The 18,672-nt window shown below is 71.8% G+C and carries 16 protein-coding genes, 2 pseudogenes and 1 riboswitch; of the genes and pseudogenes, 8 read left to right on the top strand and 10 right to left on the bottom strand.

The features are described from left to right. Positions 1 to 7 precede the first annotated feature (7 nt). From ABD355_RS32940 to ABD355_RS32925, 4 genes are read left to right on the top strand one after another with little or no spacing between them, the layout of a single operon-like run. On the top strand, positions 8 to 1,537 hold the full coding sequence (locus ABD355_RS32940) for a GMC family oxidoreductase (RefSeq protein WP_344404541.1): 1,530 nt from the start codon (positions 8 to 10) through the stop codon (positions 1,535 to 1,537). Further along, on the top strand, positions 1,537 to 2,598 hold the full coding sequence (locus ABD355_RS32935; RefSeq protein WP_344404540.1) for a quaternary amine ABC transporter ATP-binding protein: 1,062 nt from the start codon (positions 1,537 to 1,539) through the stop codon (positions 2,596 to 2,598). The genes ABD355_RS32940 and ABD355_RS32935 overlap by 1 nt, the downstream gene beginning before the upstream one ends. Next, positions 2,598 to 4,541, top strand: a complete 1,944-nt coding sequence (locus tag ABD355_RS32930; RefSeq protein WP_344404539.1) for an ABC transporter permease — start codon at positions 2,598 to 2,600, stop codon at positions 4,539 to 4,541. The genes ABD355_RS32935 and ABD355_RS32930 overlap by 1 nt, the downstream gene beginning before the upstream one ends. A 1-nt stretch (position 4,542) precedes the next feature. Beyond that, entirely contained in the window at positions 4,543 to 5,514 is a 972-nt protein-coding gene (locus tag ABD355_RS32925; protein ID WP_344404538.1) for an ABC transporter substrate-binding protein, read from the top strand. Here the strand turns inward: ABD355_RS32925 and ABD355_RS32920 are convergent, their stop codons facing one another. The 3 genes from ABD355_RS32920 to ABD355_RS32910 are packed head-to-tail and all read right to left on the bottom strand — an operon-like array spanning position 5,515 to position 7,180. Beyond that, complete coding sequence (locus ABD355_RS32920; protein ID WP_344404537.1) at positions 5,515 to 6,243, bottom strand: isocitrate lyase/PEP mutase family protein; 729 nt, start codon at positions 6,241 to 6,243, stop codon at positions 5,515 to 5,517. Further along, entirely contained in the window at positions 6,240 to 6,686 is a 447-nt protein-coding gene (locus tag ABD355_RS32915; RefSeq protein WP_344404536.1) for a carboxymuconolactone decarboxylase family protein, read from the bottom strand. Before ABD355_RS32915 ends, ABD355_RS32920 begins: the two co-directional genes overlap by 4 nt. Beyond that, complete coding sequence (locus ABD355_RS32910) at positions 6,683 to 7,180, bottom strand: carboxymuconolactone decarboxylase family protein (RefSeq protein ID WP_344404535.1); 498 nt, start codon at positions 7,178 to 7,180, stop codon at positions 6,683 to 6,685. Before ABD355_RS32910 ends, ABD355_RS32915 begins: the two co-directional genes overlap by 4 nt. A gap of 47 nt (positions 7,181 to 7,227) precedes the next feature. On the opposite strand from ABD355_RS32910, the gene pdxR reads away from it, so the two are divergent. Then, positions 7,228 to 8,625 carry a MocR-like pyridoxine biosynthesis transcription factor PdxR gene (gene pdxR, locus ABD355_RS32905; RefSeq protein WP_344404534.1) on the top strand — a complete coding sequence of 466 codons (1,398 nt, stop codon included), beginning with the start codon at positions 7,228 to 7,230 and terminating at the stop codon, positions 8,623 to 8,625. Here pdxR and ABD355_RS32900 read toward each other — a convergent pair. From ABD355_RS32900 to rocD, 4 genes and pseudogenes are all read right to left on the bottom strand, one after another. Next, a complete protein-coding gene (locus tag ABD355_RS32900; protein WP_344404533.1) occupies positions 8,547 to 9,416 on the bottom strand; it encodes an aminotransferase class IV in 870 nt (289 codons plus the stop codon). The genes pdxR and ABD355_RS32900 overlap by 79 nt on opposite strands. A 34-nt stretch (positions 9,417 to 9,450) precedes the next feature. Further along, a pseudogene (locus ABD355_RS32895) lies at positions 9,451 to 9,528 on the bottom strand (FAD-dependent monooxygenase); the annotation flags it as partial. A 280-nt stretch (positions 9,529 to 9,808) separates the two neighbouring features. Further along, the gene (locus ABD355_RS32890) at positions 9,809 to 10,648 is read right to left on the bottom strand and encodes a DMT family protein (RefSeq protein WP_344404705.1); all 840 of its coding nucleotides are present in this window, start codon (positions 10,646 to 10,648) and stop codon (positions 9,809 to 9,811) included. 143 nt (positions 10,649 to 10,791) lie between these two features. Then, the gene (gene rocD / locus ABD355_RS32885; RefSeq protein ID WP_344404532.1) at positions 10,792 to 11,997 is read right to left on the bottom strand and encodes an ornithine--oxo-acid transaminase; all 1,206 of its coding nucleotides are present in this window, start codon (positions 11,995 to 11,997) and stop codon (positions 10,792 to 10,794) included. A gap of 104 nt (positions 11,998 to 12,101) precedes the next feature. Next, positions 12,102 to 12,191, top strand: a riboswitch (ZMP/ZTP riboswitch). A 45-nt stretch (positions 12,192 to 12,236) separates the two neighbouring features. Here rocD and ABD355_RS32880 point away from each other — a divergent pair. Then, positions 12,237 to 13,688 (top strand): glycine hydroxymethyltransferase, encoded by a 1,452-nt coding sequence (locus ABD355_RS32880; RefSeq protein ID WP_344404531.1) that lies wholly within the window; start codon positions 12,237 to 12,239, stop codon positions 13,686 to 13,688. A 103-nt stretch (positions 13,689 to 13,791) separates the two neighbouring features. On the opposite strand, the pseudogene ABD355_RS32875 reads toward ABD355_RS32880, so the two are convergent. Then, a pseudogene (locus ABD355_RS32875) lies at positions 13,792 to 13,935 on the bottom strand (siderophore-interacting protein); the annotation flags it as partial. Between the two features lie 89 nt (positions 13,936 to 14,024). Here ABD355_RS32875 and trpS point away from each other — a divergent pair. Beyond that, positions 14,025 to 15,038 (top strand): tryptophan--tRNA ligase, encoded by a 1,014-nt coding sequence (gene trpS / locus ABD355_RS32870; RefSeq protein ID WP_344404530.1) that lies wholly within the window; start codon positions 14,025 to 14,027, stop codon positions 15,036 to 15,038. 137 nt (positions 15,039 to 15,175) lie between these two features. Beyond that, entirely contained in the window at positions 15,176 to 15,754 is a 579-nt protein-coding gene (locus tag ABD355_RS32865; protein ID WP_344404529.1) for a 2'-5' RNA ligase family protein, read from the top strand. A 10-nt stretch (positions 15,755 to 15,764) separates the two neighbouring features. On the opposite strand, the gene dprE2 is transcribed toward ABD355_RS32865, so the two are convergent. After that, positions 15,765 to 16,520 (bottom strand): decaprenylphospho-beta-D-erythro-pentofuranosid-2-ulose 2-reductase, encoded by a 756-nt coding sequence (gene dprE2, locus ABD355_RS32860; protein ID WP_344404528.1) that lies wholly within the window; start codon positions 16,518 to 16,520, stop codon positions 15,765 to 15,767. A 658-nt stretch (positions 16,521 to 17,178) separates the two neighbouring features. Then, entirely contained in the window at positions 17,179 to 18,534 is a 1,356-nt protein-coding gene (gene dprE1, locus ABD355_RS32855) for a decaprenylphosphoryl-beta-D-ribose oxidase (protein WP_344404527.1), read from the bottom strand. Positions 18,535 to 18,672 lie beyond the last annotated feature (138 nt).

Here is an 18,672-nt window from a genome sequence, read left to right as displayed (position 1 = left end):
CACCCCCATGTCCGAGAACACGCAGATCTACGACTACGTCGTCATCGGCGGCGGCACCGCAGGGTCCGTCATCGCCTCCCGGCTCACCGAGGACCCGGACGTCACCGTTGCCGTCATCGAGGGCGGGCCCAGTGATGTCGGGCGGGAGGACGTGCTGACCTTGCGCCGCTGGATGGGCCTTCTGGGCGGCGAGCTCGACTACGACTACCCCACCACCGAGCAGCCACGCGGCAACTCGCACATCCGGCACAGCCGGGCCCGGGTGCTCGGTGGCTGCTCCTCGCACAACACCCTGATCGCCTTCAAGCCGCTGCCGTCCGACTGGGACGAGTGGGAGGAGGCGGGCGCCAAGGGCTGGGGCGCGGTGCCGATGGAGGCGTACTACGCCCGGCTGAAGAACAACATCGTCCCGGTCGACGAGAAGGACCGGAACGACATCGCCCAGGACTTCGTCGACGCCGCGCAGCAGGCAGTCGGAGTTCCCCGCATCGAGGGCTTCAACCGCTCGCCGTTCACCGAGGGCGTGGGCTTCTTCGACCTCGCCTACCACCCCGAGAACAACAAGCGGTCGTCGGCTTCGGTGGCGTATCTGCACCCGGTGATGGACGAGCGCGAGAACCTGACGATCCTCCTGGAGACCTGGGCGTACAAGCTGGAGCTGAACGGCACCCGGGCCCAGGGCGTGCACGTCCGCACCAAGGACGGCGAGGAGATCCTCGTACGGGCGCGCAGCGAGGTGCTGCTCTGCGCCGGTGCCGTCGACTCCCCGCGGCTGCTGCTGCACTCCGGCATCGGTCCCCGTCAGGATCTGGAGGCGCTCGGCATACCCGTGGCGCTCGACCTGCCGGGCGTCGGCGAGAACCTCCTCGACCACCCCGAGTCGGTGATCGTCTGGGAGACCCACGGCCCGCTCCCGGAGAACTCGGCGATGGACAGCGACGCCGGGCTGTTCGTGCGCCGCGACCCCGGGCACCAGGGCCCCGACCTGATGTTCCACTTCTACCAGGTGCCGTTCACGGACAACCCGGAGCGGCTGGGATACGAACGGCCCCGGTACGGCGTCTCGATGACGCCCAACATCCCGAAGCCGAAGAGCCGCGGCCGGCTGTACCTGACCAGCGCCGACCCGTCGGTCAAGCCCGCCCTCGACTTCCGGTACTTCACGGACGAGGACGACTACGACGGCCGCACCCTGGTCGACGGCATCCGTATCGCCCGCGAGATCGCGCAGACGGAGCCGCTGGCCGGCTGGCTCAAGCGCGAGGTGGCTCCCGGCCCGCACATCACCGGCGACGAGGAGCTGAGCGAGTACGCCCGCAAGGTCGCGCACACCGTGTACCACCCGGCCGGGACCTGCCGTATGGGGGCGAGCGACGACGAACTGGCGGTCGTCGACCCGCAGTTGAGGATCCGCGGTCTGGAGGGGATCCGCATCGCGGACGCCTCCGTGTTCCCGACCATGACCGCCGTGAACCCGATGATCGGAGTGCTGATGGTCGGGGAGAAAGCCGTAGACCTGATCGGAAGTGGTGCGTGATGAACGCGACGAACGTGATGAGCAAGCCGGTCTTCTCCGTCGACGGGCTGTGGAAGGTGTTCGGCCCGAAGGCCGACCGCGTACCCGCCGACCCCGGACTGACCTCGCTGCCACCCGCCGAGCTCCGCGCCCGCACGGGCTGCACCGCCGCCGTCCGTGACGTCTCCTTCGACGTGCGCAAGGGCGAGGTGTTCGTGGTGATGGGCCTGTCCGGCTCCGGCAAGTCCACGCTGGTGCGCTGTCTGACCCGGCTGATCGAGCCGACGGCGGGCACGATCGCCATCGACGGCGAGGACGTCCGCGCCATGGACAGGTCCCGGCTGCGCGAACTGCGCCGCCACCGCGCCGCCATGGTCTTCCAGCACTTCGGCCTCCTGCCGCACCGCACGGTCCTCGACAACGTGGCGTACGGCCTGGAGATCCAGGGCGTGGGCAGGTCCGAGCGGCGGGCACGCGCCCAGGAGGTCGTCGCCAAGGTCGGCCTGGACAGCATGGAACAGCGCCGCCCGAGCCAGCTCTCCGGCGGCCAGCGGCAGCGCGTGGGTCTCGCCCGCGCCCTGGCCGTGGACCCCGAGGTCCTGCTGTTCGACGAGCCGTTCAGCGCCCTCGACCCGCTGATCCGGCGGGACATGCAGGAGGAGGTGGTCCGCCTGCACCGCGAGGAGGGCCGCACGATGGTCTTCATCACCCACGACCTGAGCGAGGCCCTGAAACTCGGCGACCGCATCGCCCTGATGCGCGACGGCCGGGTCGTCCAACTGGGCACCCCGGAGGAGATCGTCGGCAGCCCGGCCGACGACTACGTCCGCGAGTTCGTCCGGGACGTCTCCCGTGAGCAGGTCATGACCGTACGCACGGCCATGCGGCCCGGGGACTGCGGCGGCAGGGAGCATCCCGGGGCGCTCGCGCCGGGTGACCTCGTCGCCGACGCGATCAAGGTCGTGGCCGCGAGCGGCAGGCCGGCCTGTGTGGTCGACGACGGCCGCTGCCTGGGTGTCGTCGACCACGAAAGGCTCCTCGGCGTCGTCGCCGGAACGCAGCCGCGGAAGGAGGCGGCCTGATGGCCACCGTCACCGCATCCGCCCCGCGCGCACTGCCCGGCGGTCTGCTGAAACACCGTGCGGTGCAGAAGCTGCTGCTCCTCGCGCTCGCCGCCGCGATCCTCGTCCCCCTCGCCAACGCCCGCTGGGCCAGCGGCAGTTGGCCCGCAGCCCTCACCGTCGACCTCACCAAGCCGCTGACCGCCGCCAGCAACTGGATCATCGACAACCGGGACAGCAACCCCCTGTTCCTCTACTTCTTCGGCTACATCAGCAACGCCGTCGTGATCTCCGTACGCGCCGTCTACCTGGTCCTCCTCGCCGCGGGCTGGGCCGGCGTCACCGCCATCGGCGCCCTCGTCGCCTGGCGCGTCGCCGGAGTCCGGCTCGCCCTCGGCACGGGCGCCGCGTTCCTGGCCTGCGGTCTGCTCGGCATGTGGCTGCCGACCATGCAGACGCTCGCCCTGATGGTGGTCGCCGTACTCGTGTCGGTCGCCGTCGGCGTGGTCCTCGGGCTCGCCGCCGGACTCTCCGGCCGCCTCGACCGCGGCCTGCGCCCGGTCCTCGACACCATGCAGGTGCTGCCCGCCTACGCGTATCTGCTGCCCGTTGTCCTGGTCTTCGGCATGGGCGTGCCCGCCGCCGTCCTCGCGACCGTCGTCTACGCCGCCCCGCCGATGGCCCGCCTCACCGCCCTCGGTCTGCAGGGCGCCGACAAGGAGGTCCTGGAGGCCGTCGACTCGCTCGGCGCCACCGCGCGCCAGCGCCTGCTGACCGCCAGGATCCCGCTGGCCCGCAAGGAGCTCCTCCTCGGCCTCAACCAGACGATCATGATGGCGCTGTCGATGGCCGTCATCGCCTCCGTCATCGGCGCGGGCGGCCTCGGTGACCGCGTCTACCAGGCGCTGGCCTCCGTCGACGTGGGCGCGGCGCTCGCGGCCGGCATCCCGATCGTGCTGCTCGCCGTCGTACTGGACCGGGTGACCGGTGCCGCGGGCGAGCAGTCCGGAGAGGAGCCCGGAAGCCTGAGGCCGTGGCTCTACGCCGCTGCCGCCGCCGTGGCCGTCGCGCTCGCCGGACGGCTGGCGGGCCGCCTCGACTGGCCCGACTCCTGGACGTTCGACATCGCCGAGCCGGTCAACCGCGCCGTCGACTGGATGACCGCGCACCTCTACTCGGGCGTGCCCGTCGTGGGCGGCACCGCCGACTGGGCGGGCCACTTCACCACCTGGGTGCTGAACCCGGTCCGCAGCGGCCTGCAGGGGCTGCCCTGGTGGTCGGTGCTGCTCGTCGTCGCCGCCCTGGCCTGGCTGATCGGCACCTGGCGCACCGCGCTCACCGCGGTCCTCGCCATGGCCGCGATCGGTGTGCTCGGCGTGTGGCAGCCCTCGCTCGACACGCTCTCCCAGGTGCTGGCGGCCGTCGCCGTCACCCTGGTCCTGGGCTTCGCCATCGGTATCGCGGCGGCCCGCAGCGACCGGTTCGAGCGCCTGCTGCGCCCCGTTCTCGACGTCTTCCAGACGATGCCGCAGTTCGTGTACCTGATCCCGGTGGTCGCGCTGTTCGGCGTCGGCCGCGCGCCCGCCGCGGCGGCCGCCGTCGTCTACGCGCTGCCCGCCGTCGTCCGCATCACCACGCAGGGCCTGCGCCAGGTCGACCCGGCCGCCCTGGAGTCGGCCCGCTCCCTCGGCGCGACCCCCGCCCAGCAGTTGCGCCAGGTGCAACTCCCGCTCGCCCGCCCGGCGTTGCTGCTCGCCGTCAACCAGGGCGTGGTCCTCGTCCTCGCCGTCGTCGTCATCGGCGGCCTGGTCGGCGGCGGCGCGCTCGGCTACGACACCGTCTTCGGGCTGGCCCAGGGCGACCTGGCGACCGGTCTGGTGGCGGGCGCCGCGATCGTCTGCCTCGGCCTGATGCTCGACCGGGTGACCCAGCCGACCGAACGCCGCGCGAAGAAGGGAGCGTGACATGCGACTCCGTACGAGTATGGGCGCGACTCTGGGTACGACCGCCGCCGTGGGCTCCCTGGTGCTGCTCACCGGCTGCGGTGCCGCCGACATGACCAAGCAGGCGTCGCCGTTCGCCAACGCGCAGGGCGCCAAGTCGGTGACCCTGTCCGTCCAGTCCTGGGTGGGTGCGCAGTCCAACGTGGCCGTCGCCCAGTACCTGCTGGAGCACAAGCTGGGCTACCGGGTCGACACCGTCCAGGTGGACGAGGTCCCCGCCTGGGACGCGCTCAGCCAGGGCCGCGTCGACGCCATCCTGGAGGACTGGGGCCACCCCGACCAGGAGAAGCGCTACGTCGACGACAAGAAGACCATCGCGCGCGGCGGCGGCCTCGGGGTGACCGGACACATCGGCTGGTACGTGCCGACGTACCTGGCCAAGCAGCACCCCGACATCACGAACTGGAAGAACCTCAACAAGTACGCGTCGCTGTTCCGCACCGCGGAGAGCGGCGGCAAGGGCCAGCTGATGGACGGCTCACCGTCCTACGTCACCAACGACAAGGCGCTGGTGAAGAACCTGAAGCTGGACTACCAGGTGGTGTTCGCGGGCTCCGAGGCCGCGCAGATCACCCAGATGAAACAGTTCGCCAAGGAGAAGAAGCCCTTCCTGACGTACTGGTACGCGCCGCAGTGGCTGTTCAAGAAGGTCCCGATGACCGAGGTGAAGCTGCCGCCGTACAAGGAGGGCTGCGACACCGACCCGGCGAAGGTCGCCTGTGCCTATCCGCACACCCCGCTGCAGAAGTACCTCAACGCCGACTTCGCGAAGCGGGGCGGCAAGGCGGCGGCCTTCCTGAAGAAGTTCAAGTGGACCACCGAGGACCAGAACGAGGTCTCCCTGATGATCGCCGACCAGAAGCTCACCCCGGAACAGGCGGCGAAGAAGTGGGTGGACAGCCACGCGTCGACGTGGAAGGCGTGGCTGTCCTGATCACTGCAGCTTCCTCAGTTGCTCGGCCATCCCCTGCAGCGCCAGCGCCGCCCAGCGCTGCAGCCCGGGCCCGAACGTGACGCGGGTGGCCCCGAGTTCACCGAGTTCGGTGGGCGAGGGGCCCCTGCCGTCCAGCGTGCCGTGCACATTGATCGGCCCCTGGATCCCGGATCGCAGCAGCGGCAGCACGTCCGCCGGGGCGCCGATCGGATAGACGCAGTCGGCGCCCGCGGCGACGTACAACGCGGCCCGCTCGATGGCCCGTTCGGGGTTGCCGTCCCCGTGGGAGAAGGTGTCGACGCGGGCGTTGACGAAGAGCTGGTCGCCCGCCGCGTACCGCACCTCGGCGAGCCACTCGGCGTGCTCGTGCGGGTCCTTGAGGGCACCCCCCTTCGAGTCCTCCAGGTTGCAGCCCACGACGCCCGCGTCCAGGAGCCGCTCCACCAGCTCCTCGGGCGCGAGCCCGTACCCGTCCTCGACGTCCGCCGACACCGGCACGTCCACGGCCCGTGCGATGCGCGCAACCGCGGCGAACATCTCGTCGGCCGGCGTGGACCCGTCCTCGTGTCCCAGGGAGGCGGCGATCCCCGCGCTGGGCGTCGCGAGCGCGGGGAAGCCGGCCTCGACGAACACGCGGGCGCTCACCGCGTCCCACGGGCCGGGGAGGACGAGCGGGTCGTCCGGGGTGCGGCCCTTGTGCAGCGCGCGGAAGACATCCACCTTGCTCATGGCGTGTAACCTCCCGGCGGGATCCGGCGGGCGACCATCACCCGGTTCCAGTTGTTGATGGCGACGATCAGCGCGATGAGATGCGCGAGCCGCGGCTCGTCGAAGTGCTTGGCCGCGGTCGCATACACCTCGTCGGGCACGAACCCGTCCGTCACGACCGTGACCGCCTCCGTCAGCGCGAGCGCGGCGCGTTCCCGTTCGTCGAAGACGCCGTCCCCGGCCTCCTCCCAGGCGGCGAGCAGGTCGAGCTGCCGCTGGCTCACGCCGTGTCGGCGGGCGAGGCCCAGATGCATGTCCAGGCAGAACGCGCAGTGGTTGAGCTGCGAGGCCCGGATCACGACCAGTTCGGCGAGGGCGGGGTCGCCGAGGCCTCTTTTCGCGGTCGCGCTGAGTGCGGACAGCGCCTGCCCGACCTCGCGGTCCAGGACGGTCGTACGGCTCACTTGTGCTGTCCCGCCTCGTAGTGGCCGGGAGCCATGCGGCAGGTCACGCCGAACCGGTTCCACGCGTTGATCACCGTGATCGCGGCGATCAGCTGGGCCAGCTCGGGCTCCTCGAAGTGCTTGGCGGCGTGCTCGTACACCTCGTCCCTGACGAAGCCGTCGGTCAGCACGGTGACCGCCTCGGTCAGCTCCAGAGCGGCGAGCTCCTTCTGCGTGTAGAAGTGCTTCGACTCCTCCCACGCGCCGAGCTGGACGATCCGCTCGACGCTCTCACCGGCCGCGAGCGCGTCCTTGGTGTGCATGTCCAGGCAGAACGCGCAGTGGTTGAGCTGCGAGGCGCGGATCTTCACCAGTTCCAGCAGCTTCGGGTCGAGGCCCCGCCGGGCGGCCGCGTCCAGGCGGACCATCGCCTTGTAGACCTCGGGGGCGTGCTGGGCCCAGCGCAGCCGGGCGGGCTGCTCGGGCGCGTATGCGGTGGCTTCTTCTGTCGTCATGCCTTCGACCCTAGAAGCCAGGCAGCCCAGCGGTATGGTCCATTCCCATGGCGAAATCCTGGGCCACTTTGGGCGTCGACCTGCACCTGGAGCCGACGGGTCCCGGCCTCCGCCGGGGTCTCACCGACGCCCTGCGCGAGGCCGTCCGCACCGGCCGGCTGGCTCCCGGCACCCGGCTGCCCTCCTCCCGCACCCTCGCCGCCGACCTGGGTCTCGCCCGCAACACGGTCGCCGACGCCTACGCCGACCTGGTCGCGGAGGGCTGGCTGACCGCGCGGCAGGGCTCGGGCACCCGGGTGGCCGACCGGGCGGTGAGCCGGCCCGCCGCGCCCGCACCCCGCTCCCGTACCGTCGACCGCCCCGCCTACGACCTGATCCCCGGCACCCCGGACCTGGCCTTCTTCCCCCGCTCCGAGTGGCTCAAGGCCGCCCGCCGCGCCCTGACCGCGGCCCCGTACCAGGCCCTCGACTACGGCGACCCGCGCGGCCGCATCGAACTGCGCACCGCGCTCGCCGACTACCTCGCCCGCGCCCGGGGCGTGCGCACCGACCCCGAACGCATCCTGGTGTGCGCAGGCATCTCGCACGGCCTGCGCATTCTCGGCGCGGTACTGCGGGCACGCGGCGCGAACACGGTCGCGGTGGAGTCGTACGGCCTGTACGTGCACTGGGACCTGCTGACGGAGGCGGGTCTGCGGACGGTTCCGCTGCCGTTCGACGAACGGGGCACGAACCCGCGCGAGTTGACGGACGAGGACGCGGTCCTGCTCACCCCCGCCCACCAGTTCCCGATGGGCGGCACCCTGCACCGCGACCGGCGGGCCGCCGCCGTCGACTGGGCGCGCCGCACCGGCGGCCTGCTCGTCGAGGACGACTACGACGGCGAGTTCCGCTACGACCGCCAGCCCGTCGGCGCCCTCCAGGGCCTGGATCCGGACCACGTCGTCTACGCGGGCACGGCCAGCAAGTCCCTCGCCCCCGGCCTGAGACTGGCCTGGCTGGTCCTGCCGCCGGACCTCGCCCGGGAGGCGGCGAAGGCCAAGGGGCACATCGACTCCTGCGGGGCCCTGGACCAGCTGACGCTCGCCGAGTTCCTCACCTCCGGCGCGTACGACCGCCATGTGCGCGCCGCCCGGCTGCGCTACCGCCGCCGCCGGGACGCACTGGTCGCGGAACTCGCGCGGCGGGCACCGCAGGTCAGCGCCACGGGTATCGCGGCGGGCCTGCACGTGGTGCTGCGGCTGCCGCCGGGCACCGAGCAGGCGACGCTGCGGGCGGCGGCCTGGCACGGCCTCGCGGTGCACGGACTGCACCGCTACCGGCACCCCGAAGCGACCGTCGAGCCGCACGACGCACTGGTGGTGGGCTACGGGACGCCACCGGACAGCGCATGGGCGGGCACCCTGGACGCGCTGTGCGCGGCACTGCCCGAACCGGAACTGTAATTCTCCGGCAGCGGTTCCATGAGGTCGTCCAGCCACGCCCGCCATTCCGGCGCGCGTACCGGCGGAGCCGCCCGCAGTGGTCCTCCCGTCCAGCCCGTGACCGGGCGGATCCCGTGCAGGGCGTTCACCAGCCACACCTCGCGGCCGTCGAGCTCGGCGACCGTCCGTTCGCGGTGGGCGATGCGGATGCCCTCGCGCCGTGCTCGTTCCTGGATGAGGGCGGCCGTCACCCCGGGCAGCACCGGCAGCTGCGGCGAGGGCAGGCAGAGGGTGTCGTCCTCCCACCACAGCACGCTGCTGGTGGCCGCCTCCAGGACGACGCCGGAGGGTGCGACGAGCACCGCCTCGTCGGCGCCCTCGGCGGACGCCCGTCTGCGGACCCGGGCCAGGGTGTCCAGGTCGGGTCCCTTGCGGCGGGGGACGGTCCGCGGATCGCACTGGCCGGCCGCCCAGACCCGCACGCCCGTACCGAGCGGCGGCGCGTACCGCAGCAGCAGCCTCAACTCCTTGGACCCGGCGGCGAGTTCGACCCGGGGAAACCACTCGCCCGCGCGCGGCAGGGCGGCCGTCATGTCCTGCCAGAACTCCAGCAGCCGGCACAACGGCGGTCCGTCGCACGCGCCGCAGGACCGCAGGAAACGCTCCCGGTGCCGGTCGTGGCCGCGCATCCGGCCGTCGCGCACCAGCCATGAGTCCGCGACGAGCAACCGCCCGCCGGGCTCCGCGGCCGGCCTCAGCCCACCGGCCGCACTCCACGCCAACAGGCCCTCCCCGATGACCGGTTGTGTCATCACTGCTCCTCCCGACGTCTCAGTACTTGCGGCCCGCGAGCGCGAGCGCCGCCGCATCCGCGATCCCGGTGTTCATGCCCCGGGCCCCGAACGGTGGTAACAGATGCGCCGATCAGGTCGTGATACGCCTTCGGGTCGCTGTGAGCGTGCACGCCCCCCTTCGGGCGGCCCGTGGTGCCGGAGGCGTACGGGACGTGCAGCGGAGTGTGCGCGTCCACCGGACCCGGCACGGCCCCCGGTGTCCACGGCACCGGGCCGGTGCGAGGAAGGCGGCACCCACCCAGTACGCAAGAACTCCACAGCACGTTCAAACATTCAACGAAGTGTTTCAGCTTCCCGAAAGGGGGCGCCCGTCCGATCTACCGGCGGATATGCCGACGCGGGAACATCGCTCACGCCGTCTCCGCGGTCGGGGCGTCCGTGGTCGGTGCCTCCCCGAACCGCGCCAGCGCCAGCGCCCCCGCGACCGCGATCAGGAACCCCAGCACCGCAAGCCAGGCCAGCCCGTCCCGGGTGCGGTCCCCGAGCCACACCACACCCACCGCCGCCGGCCCGATCGTCTCGCCGATCACCATCCCGGCGGTGGCGGTGGTCACCGAGCCGCGCTGCAAGGCCGACGTCAGCAGCAGGAAGGCGGCGCCCCCGCCGATGACGAGGGCGTAGGTCGCCGGGTTGGTGAGCAGCTCTGACGGTGCGAGCGAGTCGATCAGCCGCACCGACACCTCCACCACCCCGAACCCGAACCCGGCTCCCAGGCCGAGCACCAGCGCCCGCCCGCGCCCGGACCACCGCCCTCCGAACAGCCCGAGCAGCAGCACCACGACGGCGATCGCGAGCATCGCGTACTTCAGCGCCGTCGACCCGTGACGGTCCCCCTCGGCCCCGGACGCCAGCCCCAGCATGGCGAGCCCGGCGCACACCACCGCGACCGCACCCCACTCCGTCCCGCTCAGCCGCACCTGCAGCAGTCGCGCCGCGACCACCCCGGTCACCGCCAGGCTGGACGCGAGCGCCGCGGCGACCGCGTAGATCGGGATCGACCGCAGGGCGGCGATCTGGAACAGGAACCCCAGCCCGTCCAGCGCCAGCCCGGCCAGATACCGCCACTGCCGCAAGGCCCGCAGCAGCAGCGCCGCCTCCCCGCCCCCACCCGTACCGGCCGTCCTCGCGGCAACCGCCTGCAAAACCGTCGCGGTACCGAAGCAGACCGCCGCGCCCAGCGCGCACACCATCCCAAAGATCACAAAGTGACTGTAGGGGAGACGCACAGCAGGCGGCGATGCCCCGGGGTCCGCTCTCACCGATCCTATGCTTTACACACCTACGTAAGGTGCATATCGATCGGCGTCCAGGGCCCCGGCCTCCGGCGCGCAGCTCAGATCCCGAGCACCGCCCGCAACTGCGCGAGCCCCCAGTCCAGGTCCTCCTTCGCGATCACCAACGGCGGTGCGATCCGCACCGTCGGACCGTGCGTGTCCTTCACCAGTACCCCCCGCTCCATCAGCTTCTCGGACACCTCCCGCCCGCTGCCGTACTGGGGCGCGATGTCGATGCCCGCCCACAGCCCCCGCCCGCGCACCGCCCTCACCCGGCCCGTGCCGCTCAACGCCCCCAGCTCCCGGTGCAGATGACCGCCCAGCTCCGCGGACCGCGCCTGGAACTCGCCCGTCCGCAGCATCGCGATCACCTCCAGGGCCACCGCACAGGCCAGCGGATTCCCGCCGAACGTCGAACCGTGCTCACCGGGCCGGAACACTCCGAGCACATCGGCCGACGACACCACCGCCGACACCGGCACGATCCCACCGCCCAACGCCTTGCCGAGCACATACACATCCGGCACCACGCCCTCGTGCTCGCACGCGAAGGTCTTTCCGGTCCGGCCAAGGCCCGACTGGATCTCGTCCGCCACGAACAGCACGTTCCGCTCGCGGGTCAGCTCCCGCACCGCCGGCAGATAACCGGCCGGCGGCACCAGCACCCCCGCCTCACCCTGGATCGGCTCCAGCAGCACGGCCACCGTGTTCTCCGTGACCGCCGACCGCATCGCCGTCAGGTCCCCGTACGGCACGATCTCGAAGCCCGGCGTGTACGGACCGAAGTCCGCCCGGGCCTCCGGGTCGGTGGAGAAGCTGACGAGGGTCGTCGTACGGCCGTGGAAGTTGTTGCCCGCGACCACGATCTTCGCCATCTCCGCGGGCACGCCCTTGACCCGGTACCCCCACTTCCGGGCCGTCTTCACGGCCGTCTCCACCGCTTCCGCGCCGGTGTTCATCGGCAGCACCAGCTCCATCCCGCACAGCTCGGCGAGCTCGGAGCAGAACGCCGCGAACCGGTCGTGATGAAACGCCCTCGACGTCAGCGTCACCCGCTCCAGCTGCGCCTTCGCCGCCTCCACCAGCCGCCGGTTGCGATGCCCGAAGTTGAGCGCCGAGTAACCGGCCAGCAGGTCCAGATACCGCCTCCCCTCCACATCCGTCATCCACGCCCCGTCCGCGGAGGCGACGACCACGGGCAGCGGGTGGTAGTTGTGCGCACTGTGCGCGTCGGCGGTGGCGATGAGCGCTTCCGTCGTGGTCACGGGACCTCCCGGGGGTGTGGCAGCCCTGCAGCGGCCCCCTCTTCCTATCGTCGCTCGCATGGTGGACGCGGGACCTGCGCTCTCCGGCGTGGCCGGTAGGCTGATCGACGGGTCGTGACTGGCGCGCATGGATGGGACGGACCATCGGGGAGCGACCCGTGCGTGACCGAGTGCCGTGCGCCTGGGCCAGACCGAGAACCGTGACCGCTTGCACGCCACGCCGCCCGGAGGCCGACGACATGTCAGAGCAGCAGCCCCTCTCCACCGAGTCCACCGCCTTCCGCGCCGCCCTCGACGTGATCCGCGCCGTCGAGCCGCGGGTCGCCGACGCCATCGGGCAGGAGGTCGCCGACCAGCGCGAGATGCTCAAGCTGATCGCCTCCGAGAACTACGCCTCCCCGGCCACCCTCCTCGCGATGGGCAACTGGTTCAGCGACAAGTACGCCGAGGGCACCATCGGCCGCCGCTTCTACGCAGGCTGCCGCAACGTCGACACCGTCGAGTCGCTCGCCGCCGAGCACGCCAAGGAGCTCTTCGGCGCCCGCCACGCCTACGTCCAGCCGCACTCCGGCATCGACGCCAACCTCGTCGCCTTCTGGTCCGTCCTCGCCGACCGGGTCGAGGCACCCTTCCTGGAGAAGACCGGCGCCCGCCAGGTCAACGACCTCACCGAGGCAGACTGGGCCGAACTCCGCCAGGCCTTCGGCAACCAGCGCATGCTCGGCATGTCCCTGGACGCCGGCGGCCACCTCACCCACGGCTTCCGCCCGAACATCTCCGGCAAGATGTTCGACCAGCGCTCCTACGGCACCGACCCCGCCACCGGCCTCATCGACTACGAGGCCCTGCGCGTCTCCGCCCGCGAGTTCAAGCCGCTGATCATCGTCGCCGGCTACTCCGCCTACCCGCGTCTGGTGAACTTCCGCATCATGCGGGAGATCGCCGACGAGGTCGGGGCGACCCTGATGGTGGACATGGCGCACTTCGCCGGCCTGGTCGCGGGCAAGGTGCTGACCGGTGACTTCGACCCGGTCCCGCACGCCCAGATCGTCACCACCACCACCCACAAGTCGCTGCGCGGCCCGCGCGGCGGCATGGTCCTGTGCGACGACTCCCTCAAGGACCAGGTCGACCGCGGCTGCCCGATGGTCCTCGGCGGCCCCCTCCCGCACGTCATGGCCGCCAAGGCCGTCGCCCTCGCCGAGGCCCGGCAGCCCTCCTTCCAGGACTACGCCCAGCGCATCGTCGACAACTCCCGCGCACTGGCGGAGGGCCTGATGCGCCGCGGCGCCACCCTCGTCACCGGCGGCACCGACAACCACCTCAACCTCATCGACGTGGCCACCTCCTACGGCCTCACCGGCCGTCAGGCCGAGGCGGCCCTGCTCGACTCGGGCATCGTCACCAACCGCAACGCCATCCCCGCCGACCCCAACGGCGCCTGGTACACCTCCGGCATCCGCATCGGCACCCCCGCGCTGACCACGCGCGGCCTGGGCACCGCCGAGATGGACGAGGTCGCGGGCCTGATCGACCGCGTCCTCACCACCGCCGAGCCGGGCACCACCAAGTCGGGCGCCCCGTCCAAGGCGCAGCACGTCCTCGACCCGAAGATCGCGGACGAGATCTCCCACCGCGCCACCGACCTCGTGGCCGGCTTCCCGCTGTACCCGGAGATCGACCTGGGCTGAGCAGCGCCCTCTCTTGAGTTGTCAAAGATCGATGGCGTTCGGAGATCGGTGAAGCTCAGATACCGGTGACGCTCACAGGTCGATGAGCTCCTGTCGTGGTTCCTCCTGCGGCGGTCCGGCACCCTGCCGGGCCGCCGCGCGCCGTATCGGCCCGCACCAGCTGCGCATACGCCTCCGGCTCCCCGGCGGGTTCGCGTGCGATCACCGCGGCCTCATCGACGATGCGGCCCCCCTCCCGCGTCCTCACAGCCTTGTTGCACCGCAGCAGACGGATCGGTTCCCAGCTGTTTCCGACCAGTTCCTGATCGGCTCGACAGACCTGAGAGAATGGTGAGCATGGCCTCTGACCGACCCCGCGTGCTCTCCGGAATCCAGCCCACCGCAGGCTCGTTCCACCTCGGCAACTACCTGGGCGCCGTCCGCCAGTGGGTGGCCCTGCAGGAGTCCCACGACGCGTTCTACATGGTCGTCGACCTGCACGCGATCACCGTTGCGCAGGACCCGGCGGAGCTGCGCGCCAACACCCGGCTCGCCGCCGCCCAGCTGCTCGCGGCCGGGCTCGACCCCGAGCGCTGCACGCTCTTCGTCCAGAGCCATGTGCCCGAGCACGCCCAGCTGGCCTGGGTCATGAACTGCCTCACCGGCTTCGGCGAGGCCTCCCGCATGACCCAGTTCAAGGACAAGTCCGCCAGGCAGGGCGCCGACCGCGCCTCCGTCGGCCTGTTCACGTACCCGATCCTCCAGGTCGCCGACATCCTGCTCTACCAGGCCAACGAGGTCCCGGTCGGCGAGGACCAGCGCCAGCACGTGGAGCTCACCCGTGACCTCGCCACGCGCTTCAACGGCCGCTTCGGCGAGACCTTCACCATCCCGAAGCCGTACATCCTCAAGGAGACGGCGAAGATCTACGACCTGCAGGACCCGTCGATCAAGATGAGCAAGTCGGCGTCCACGCCGAAGGGCCTCATCAACCTCCTCGACGACCCCAAGGCCACCGCCAAGAAGGTCAAGAGCGCGGTCACCGACACCGACACCGTCATCCGCTACGACGCCGAGAACAAGCCCGGCGTCAGCAATCTGCTCACCATCTACTCCACCCTCACCGGCAAGACGATCGCGGAGCTGGAGCAGGAGTACGAGGGCAAGATGTACGGCGCGCTCAAGACGGACCTCGCCGAGGTCATGGTCGAGTTCGTGACGCCCTTCCGGGAGCGCACCCAGCAGTATCTGGACGACTCGGAGACGCTGGACTCCATCCTGGCCAAGGGCGCCGAGAAGGCCCGTGCGGTCGCCGCGGAGACCCTCTCCCAGGCGTACGACAAGGTGGGCTTCCTGCCCGCCAAGCACTGACGCACCCCGGCGCACGCGTGTGCCACTCGGCAGAGCGCTGCACATCACTACGGTTGCGCCTGCCCGCGACCCGGCCGTGGCCGTACAGTCGATAGCCGACGGCTGAGAACAAATCCGTCACGACGACAGGAGACGACGTGGGGACCGTAACGATCGGCGTGTCGATCGCGGTCCCGGAGCCTCACGGCAGCCTGCTCCAACAGCTGCGCGCGGGCTTCGGCGACGCCGCTGCTCACGGCATCCCCACGCACGTCACCCTGCTGCCGCCGACCGAGGTCGACGGCAGCGATCTGCCGGCCGTGGAGGCGCATCTGGCCGAGGTCGCCGCGACGGGCCGGCCGTTCCCGATGCGGCTGTCCGGCACCGGCACCTTCCGGCCCCTGTCACCCGTCGTCTACGTGCGGATCGCCGAGGGGGCCGAGGCCTGCACCCAGCTGCAGAAGCAGCTCCGCGACCCGGCCGGCCCCGTACCGCGGGAACTGCAGTTCCCGTACCACCCGCATGTCACGGTCGCGCACGGCATCGACGACGAGGCGATGGACCGCGCCTTCGAGGAGCTCGCCGACTACGAGGCCGACTGGCCGTGCACCGGCTTCGCCCTCTACGAGCAGGGCGCGGACGGCGTGTGGCGCAAGCTGCGGGAGTACCCCTTCGGCGGCCTGGTGGTGCCGCCGCAGGCCGGGCACGTGGAGCGCGGCTCGCTGCCGACCCGTTGACCCCGGGCAGCTACAGGGGCAGTCGGCGGAACAGACCGCGCGGCATGTGCCGCAGCGCCGACATGACCACGCGCAGCGTGCCGGGCACCCACACCGTCTCCGAGCGCCGCCGCAGCCCCAGTTCCACGGCCGTCGCGACCGCCTCCGGCGTCGTCGCGAACGGTGTCTCCTCAAGGCCGGCGGTCATCTTCGACCGTACGAACCCGGGGCGTACGACCATGACGTGCACGCCGGTGCCGTACAGCGCGTCGCCCAGGCCCTGAGTGAAGACGTCCAGGCCGGCCTTGCTGGAGCCGTAGATGAAGTCGCTGCGGCGGGCCCGCTCGCCGGCGACGGAGGACAGCACCACCAGCGAGCCGTGGCCCTGCGTCTGCAGGGCGCGTGCGCTCACCAGGGCCGCCGACACCGCGCCCGTGTAGTTGGTCTGCGCGACGCGCACCGCCCAGGCCGGTTCGCGCTCGTCGCGCGCCTGGTCGCCGAGGATCCCGAAGGCGAGCAGGACCATGTCCACGTCGCTCTCCGCGAAGACCTTGCCGAGGGCGGTCTCGTGGGCGTCGGGGTCGAGCGCGTCGAAGGCGACGGTGTGCACATCGGCACCGTGGCCGCGCAGCTGCTCCGCGGCCTGCTCCAGGGCGGGCGAGGGGCGTCCCGCGAGCCACACCGTGCGGGTGCGGCGCGCGATGAGACGGCGGGCCGTGGCGAGCGCGATCTCGGACGTACCGCCGAGGACGAGCAGGGACTGGGGGAGGCCGAAGGCGTCCTTCACGACAGCAGCTCCTAGGTGCCCAGAGGGCGAGACGGCGGGTTGGATCGGACGTACTGCATCTCCCGGGTGCCGCCTTCGGGCCCCCGGCTGACGCGGCGCGTCGTGAGAGGACGAGGCGGCGGGAGAGGATCGGTCGTGCTGCATGTCCCGGGGGCGCCCCCGGGGCTCCCGAGCTCCGGGCGAGCAGCGCATCGTCGCAGGGCTTGGCGGCGGGAGGGGCCGGGAGTGCGGCATCTCGCGAGGGTCGATCCCGGGCCCTCGGTCGGCGTGGGGCATCGTGAGAGGGCCAGGGGGTGGGAAGGGTCGAAGCGTGCTGCATTCCGGAGGGCGTTCCCCGACGTCCCGTCGACGCAGCATGGTCGAAGGGCGGGGCGGCGGAGGCCGGTCGTGCCCCCCCGGTCGGCGTAGGGCATCGTGAGAGGGCCAGGGGGGAAGGGTCGAAGCGTGCTGCATTCCGGAGGGTGTCGCCTGACGTCCCGTCGACGCAGCATGGTCGAAGGGCGGGGCGGCGGAGGCCGGTCGTGCTGCATCTCGCGAGGGTCGATCCCGGGCCCTCGGTCGGCGTAGCGCATCGTCGCAGGATGAGGCGGCGCGAGCGGTCGGACCTGTTGCGTCTTTCGTGGGGCGACCCGGGGGCCCCGGCCGACGCGGCGCAACGTCACAGCGCAAGGCGGCGGGACAGGTCGGACGTGAACACGCCCCGCGGGTCGAGTTCCGTGCGCAGGGAGCGGAAGTCGTCGACGCGCGGGTACATCGCGGCGAGGAGTTCGGGGCGCAGTCGGGAGTCCTTGGCGAGGCAGACGCGGCCGCCGGCCGTGGCGACCTCCTGGTCGAGTTCGTCGAGGAGGGCGCCGAGACCGGGCAGACCCGCCGGGAGGTCCACGGCGAGCGTCCAGCCGGGCACGGGGAACGAGAGCCACCCCGGGGCGGCCTCCCCGAAGCGCTTGAGGACGGCCGTGAGCGCCGGGCAGCGCTGTTCGGAGATGCGTCGCACGATCCGGCGCAGGACGTCCTCCTGGCCGCGTCCGACGACGAACTGGTGGTGCACGAGGCCGCCGCGGCCGTAGACGCGGTTCCAGTGCGGCACGCCGTCCAGGGGGTGGAAGAAGGCGGAGATCCGCTGCAGCCGGCCGGTACGCGCGCGTGGCGCCGTCCGGTACCGGAGCTCGTTGAGGAGGCCCACGGCGGTACGGCCGAGCAGGCCCTCCGGGAGGAAGGCGGGGACCGGCGGGAACTGCGGCGTGCGGAACGCCAGTGGCCCTCCACGCGCGCGTGCGGGCAGCGCGTCGAGCGGGGCGTGGTCGGCGCGGGTGAGGACCGCACGTCCGGTCGCCGCGCCGCGGGCCAGCAGGTCGATCCACGCGACCGAGTAGCGGTGGCGGTGGTCGGTGGCCGTCAGGCGCGCCATCAGGTCGTCGAGATCCGCGACGCGCTCCGTGTCCACCGACATCAGGGAGGTCTCGACCGGCAGCAGCCGGATGGTGGCCGTGAGGACCACACCGGTCAGGCCCAGGCCGCCGGTGGTGGCGTCGAACAGCGGCGTGCCGCGGCTCACCGTGCGGATCCCGCCGTCGGCGGTGAGGAGTTCCAGCGACAGGACGTGCCGGGAGAAGGAGCCGGAGACGTGGTGGTTCCTGCCGTGGACGTCCGCGCCGATCGCGCCGCCGACCGTCACATGGCGCGTGCCGGGCAGCACCGGCACGAACCAGCCCAGCGGCAGCAGCACCTCCGTCAGCCGGTGCAGGGAGACGCCCGCGTCGCACAGCACGGTGCCGCCCTCGGCGTCGATCGCGTGGATGCGGTCCAGGCCCGTCATGTCGAGCACCGCACCGCCTGCGTTCTGCGCCGCATCGCCGTACGCCCGCCCCAGGCCCCTGGGGATGCCACCGCGAACCCCGCAGCCCCGGACGGCGGCCGCGGCCTCCTCGTACGACCGTGGGCGGATCAGACGGGCCGCGGTCGGAGCAGTGCGGCCCCAGCCGGTGACGGTGACCGGAGCGGTGTCGGGAGACATATCGGTGACCGTATCGGCCCTATATAACCGGCAGAAGTTAAACAGGACGCTTATGCCCGGAATGGGGGATTAATGGGATGTCGCCCCAGGGCGAATTGAGGCGCCCTCGCAGTGCCCGCACCGACCGCCGCGCGGCAC

This window comes from Streptomyces longisporus, assembly GCF_039532765.1.
In the GTDB taxonomy this organism is placed as follows: Bacteria; Actinomycetota; Actinomycetes; order Streptomycetales; family Streptomycetaceae; genus Streptomyces; species Streptomyces longisporus.
Note: the sequence above shows the minus strand (reverse complement) of the source record. Positions and strands in the feature narration are given on the sequence as shown.